The 1,609-nt window shown below is 64.9% G+C and carries 1 protein-coding gene; it reads right to left on the reverse strand.

Annotated elements, in window-relative coordinates; translation table 11 throughout:
* Positions 1–40: 40 nt before the first annotated feature.
* Positions 41–1,513, reverse strand: a complete 1,473-nt coding sequence (locus R2N11_RS26330) for an ISNCY family transposase (RefSeq protein ID WP_316682962.1) — start codon at positions 1,511–1,513, stop codon at positions 41–43.
* Positions 1,514–1,609: the final 96 nt, after the last annotated feature.

Raw genomic sequence — 1,609 nt, forward strand, 5'->3', positions numbered from 1 at the left:
TTGTCCAGCCGAGGTTGAAGTGTCGCCCTCCCAGCCACATTCAAATGTCGGCACGGGCGTGCACTTTGTGCGGGGTTCGGTTCTTCTTGGGGGTGATCGGTAAGGCAGTGGTGCTGGTGGCCGGCACGCTGCTGGGCGGGCATGGACCGACCTGCTGGATGGCGCGCTCCAGGTCCAACCGGTTAATCAGGCGCTGCCGCTTGGTCTGTGGCGCAGGGCGTTTGGGCCGCGGTGGCTCACCGACGAGCGTGCGCGATGGCCCGGCCCAACGACGATCATCCCGCTGAGCTTGTAATTGCGCGGCCACCGCCAACGCGTGGCCGAGCCGCTTGTGCTCGACGATCGCGCCCTGGTCGACCTCAGCGAGGCGATCATAGGTGGTGTAGGGCAGGGAGATGCCGTCCGCCCACAGCTCGATGCGCCCATCCGGATATTCTGCCACCTCGATGTAGCGATGCACCAGTTTGCGGTGTTCCGGGCAGTCCGCCAGCAGGTACATCACTTTGGCGTACTGCAGGGTCAGGCTCGCCGACACCTTGCGCCATTCGCGCCAACAGAAGATCCGTTCCAGGTCCTCATCGCCACGCACCGGCCGGTGCGCATCGAAGTCGCTGCGTGGCTCCTTGGCAAAGCGCGCGTTGAAGTCCGCCATAAACGTCGGCACAAACGCGTTGGCGGTCGCCATGGAGTGAATCCCGCGCAGGCGCAGCTCCTTGACCAGACGGTCCTGCAACACCCCGTTCATGCGCTCCACGCGGCCCTTGGCCTGGCTCGTGTTGGCACACAGGCTGTCGATGTTCAGCTCGAACAGGGCGCGCCCGAACTGCGTGTAGCCACGGCCCTCGGCGTTGTCGCGGGCGTTGACCCGGAAGGTGCTGGCCTTGTCGCTGTAGAACGCCTGCGGCTTGCCGTGGCGCTCCAGGTAGGCCCGCGTGGCCGTGAAATACGCCTGCGTCGATTCGGTCGGCACGAACAACAGTTGCATCAACCGGCTGGTGGCGTCATCGACGTACACCAGCAGCGTGCAGGCCGGTGCGCGGTCCTCGAACCAGGCGTGGTCACTGCCATCGATCTGTACCAGCTCGCCCAGGCACGCGCGCCGGTTCCGCGGCTGGTGCACCTTGGGCGGGCGCAGCTTGCGCGGCACCCAGAAACCCGCGTCGACCATGATCCGCCGCACCGTCTCCTTGGCCAGGTCGATGCCGTGCCGCTCGCGCAGCTTCTCGGCGGCCAGGGTCGGACCGAAGTCCGCATAACTGTCACGGATGAGCCCGCGCACGCGCGATTCCAGGCCGGGCGGCAGTTGGTTGTTGCCCGGTTGCCCTTGATGTCTATTCTGCAGACCCGCTGCACCTTGCGCCTGATAGCGTCGCAACAACCGCAGCGCTTGGCGGGCGCTTACGCCTAACCTGGCGGCTGCAATCCCAGTCTTGAGATGCCCATCCGCGAGCGCCTGGAGGGTCTTGAGTCGATCGAGTTGCCGCATCGTCAAGGTAACCGTGTCAGGACGCATGGCGAACTCCCGGTTGGCAGGAGCTGGCTAGACTACGCCCAGTCACTCGGACATTTGAACTTGGCTATAACCGGACATTACAACTTAGCCCTGACA

It is taken from the genome of Ralstonia flaminis (genome assembly GCF_958415495.1).
Classification (GTDB): Bacteria; Pseudomonadota; Gammaproteobacteria; order Burkholderiales; family Burkholderiaceae; genus Ralstonia; species Ralstonia flaminis.

Excerpts from the sequence above, each read along its gene's own strand:
- R2N11_RS26330 (WP_316682962.1), bottom strand. The coding sequence starts at position 1,513 with ATGCGTCCTGACACGGTTACCTTGACGATGCGGCAACTCGATCGACTC.